Annotated in this window: 2 protein-coding genes; both read left to right on the forward strand. The window is 68.5% G+C overall.

Features of this window, described 5'->3' with window-relative positions; genetic code table 11:
• Nucleotides 1-1,517, forward strand: a 1,517-nt coding sequence (locus ACT84W_RS09065) for a helicase-related protein (protein WP_444328972.1), incomplete at its 5' end; no start/stop codon positions are given.
• A 93-nt stretch (nt 1,518-1,610) separates the two neighbouring features.
• A complete protein-coding gene (locus ACT84W_RS09070; protein ID WP_444328973.1) occupies nt 1,611-3,251 on the forward strand; it encodes an ATP-binding protein in 1,641 nt (546 codons plus the stop codon).
• The last annotated feature ends 136 nt before the right edge of the window (nt 3,252-3,387 follow it).

Below are 3,387 nucleotides of genomic sequence, written 5' to 3' on the forward strand. Positions count from 1 at the left end.
GCCCGAGCATGGAGATCAGCCCCCGGGCCACGGCGGAGTCGCCGACCGACTCCGCCCCCGCGAACGCCGACCCCGGCTGCGCCTACATCTTTGAGCACACCCGGGGCAAGAAGTGCCTCATCTTCACCAACTCGCGCGAGGAGGCGGAGGACGTCTGCACGGTCTTGCGCGCCTACTGCGAGCACAACGGCGAGCCCGACCGGTTCCTCATCCATCACGGCAACTTATCTGCCTCGATCCGCGAGTCGGCCGAGGAGCTCATGCGCGACGAGGCGAGCGATCTTTCCATCGTCGCCACCGCCACGCTCGAGCTCGGCATCGACGTGGGGCGCCTGGAGCGCGCCTTCCAGATCGACGCGCCCTTCACGGTCTCCGGCTTCCTGCAGCGCATGGGCCGCACGGGCCGGCGCGACGCCCCACCCGAGATGTGGTTCGTCATGCGCGAGGACCAGCCCGAGGCGCGCGCCCTCACGCCCGAGACCATCCCCTGGAAGCTGCTGCAGGGCATCGCCCTCGTGCAGCTCTACCGTGAGGAGCGCTGGGTCGAGCCGCCGCGCCTGGACCGGCTGCCCTACAGCCTGCTGTGCCACCAGACACTGGCCATCCTCGCGTCCGAGGGCGAGCTCACGCCCGCGCAGCTCGCCACGCGCGTGCTCACCCTCACCGTGTTCCGCCGCGTGAGCGCCGACGACTTCCGCGAGCTCTTGCGCTTCCTGCTGGCGCACGACTACGTGGAGACGACCGAGGCGGGCGGGCTCATCGTGGGCCTCGCCGGCGAGCGCGTGACCAACAACTACAAGTTCTACGCCGTGTTCCAGGAGAACGTCGAGTACACCGTGCGCTGCGAGTCGCAGGAGATCGGCACGCTCGTGGCCCCTCCCCCTCCCGGCGAGAAGGTCGCCATCGCTGGCCACGTGTGGATCGTCGAGGAGGTCGACCACAAGCGCCACCTGCTCTACGTCACGCAGGTCAAGGGGCGCGTGCCCGCCTACTTCGGCGAGTGCCCGGGAGACATCAACACCCGCGTCCTCGAGCGCATGCGCCGAGCCCTCGACGAGAGCGCGCCCTACCCCTACCTGCAGCCGAACGCCCGCGCACGCCTTGCGCAGGCGCGCCGCGTGGCCAGGAACGGCGGCCTCACCAAAGAACCGCTCGTCAACCTCGGGGGCAACATGTGGTGCCTGCTTCCCTGGCTCGGCAGCTACGCCTTCCTCGCCCTCGAGCGCCTGCTCAAGATCAAGTGCGCCAAGGAGCTGGGGCTCAAGGGGCTCGACTCCTCGCGGCCGTACTACATGACCTTCATCATGGCGCCCGAGGTCGACGAGCGCGCCTTCTACACCGTCATCGCAAACGAGGCCGAGGCGCTCGCCGACCCGATGGAGCTCATCTACCCGGGCGAGGTCCCCACGTTCGAGAAGTACGACGAGCTCGTACCCGAGCTCCTCGTCCGCAAGGGCTTCGCCGAGGGCACGCTCGACGTCGCGGGAATGAAGGCCCGCGTGGCGCAATGGGTGTAGAGTAATCTGCTTTAGAGGCCCAATGAACTCCGCGGGTTCCGGCCCGGCCTCCCCCGATATCCTTGGTCCGTCGACGAAAGCGAGGTCGCGAGCGTGTCCGAGCAGCATACAGGAACAGACGACACGATGGTCAGGCCAGGCGCCCCGAGCGCCAATTGGCTGAGGAACAAGGCGTTCGCGTGGTCAGACGACCCCACGCCCGCGCGCTACGCGAGGGACTTCGCCTGCACGCTTTTGCTCATGGCGCTCGCCACGCTCGTCAGCCTCGCCTTCTACGCGTTCAGGATGGAGGCGTGCATCGTCATCACCTATGTTCTGGCGGTGCTATGCGCCTCCCTGCTCACCGTCGGCCGCGTGCACTGCCTGTTCGCCTCGGCCTTCTCGGTCGTGCTCTACAACTACTTCTTTACGACGCCGCGGTTCTCGCTGACCGCGTGGGGGACGGCCTACCCCGCCACCTTCGCCGTGATGTTCATCGTCGCCCTCGTCGCCAGCACCGTGGCGATGACGCTCCGAAGCGAGCTCCACGCGTCGCGCGAGGCCTTCAACCGCACGAGGGTCATCCTCGAGGCGGACCGTGCCCTGCGCCGCTGCACGACGCAGGGCCAGATCATCGACGCCACCTGCGAGCAGCTCTCCAGGCTCATGGGCGTGACGGTGGTCTGGTACGCGGACGCGGGCGACGGCTTCGGCGCGCAGAAACGCTTCGACGCGGGGGACGCCACCCGGACGGACCCGGTCATCGAGCTGCCCATGGCGCGCAGGGCACAGCAGGACGCGGAGATCGTCGGGGTCGGCACGGAGCTCTTTCCCTCGGCATCCGGCCTCTACCTGCCGCTTCGCGCCGACGAGAAGATCGTGGGCGTCATAGGTGCCTGTCTGCAGGGCCGCGACCCGTTGCCGACCGAGCGCAACGAGGCGGAGGCCATCGCGGGCGAGGCCTCCCTCGCCTGCGACCGCGTGCAGGCGCTCGAGGAGCGCGAGAAGGCCGCGGTCATGGCAAAGAACGAGCAGCTGAGGGCAAACCTCCTCAGGTCGATCTCGCACGACCTCCGCACGCCGCTCACCGCCATCTCCGGCAATGCGGACGTGCTTCTTTCCAACGGGGAGGCGCTCGACGCGCAGGCGCGCGACGGCCTGCTCAAGGACATCCGCTCCGACGCCATGTGGCTCAACGCGACCGTGGAGAACCTGCTGGCCATCACGAGGCTCGAGAACGGCGGCGTCCAGCTCACGACCACGGCCGAGCTCCTCGACGACGTGGTCGAGGAGGCGTTGCGCCACGTGAGCCCGGACGCCTCGCTCCACCGGATCGAGGTAGACCCGAGCCCGGAGCTCCTGCTCGTCGAGGTAGACGCGCGGCTGATGGTACAGGTCGTCGTAAACCTCGTGAACAACGCGATAACCTATACTCCGGAGGGCTCCCGCATACGCATATCCTCGCGCCGGCGCGGCGACGAGGCCGTGGTCTGCGTGGAGGACGACGGACCCGGCATCGCGCCGAGCGACCGCGACCACGTCTTCGAGTCCTTCTACACGGCGAGCCATGCCTTGGCTGACTCGAGGCGCAGCGTCGGGCTCGGCCTCGCGCTGTGCAAGTCGATCGTCGAGGCGCACGGGGGCACCATACGACTGGAGCAGGCGCAGCCGCGCGGCTGCCGGTTCGAGTTCTCGCTGCCGCTCTACGAGCTCAAGGAAGAAGAAGGGGAAGACCATGGCCGCTGCGACCACTAACCATGCGGGGACGCGCCCCGCGATACTCGTCGTGGAGGACGACGCCGCGGTGCGCAACCTCATCCTGACGACGCTCGACACCGAGGGCTACACCCACCTGAGCGAGACCACCGGCCGGGGCGCCATCGCCTCGGCG

It is taken from the genome of Paratractidigestivibacter sp. (assembly GCF_052362415.1).
Taxonomy (GTDB): domain Bacteria; phylum Actinomycetota; class Coriobacteriia; order Coriobacteriales; family Atopobiaceae; genus Paratractidigestivibacter.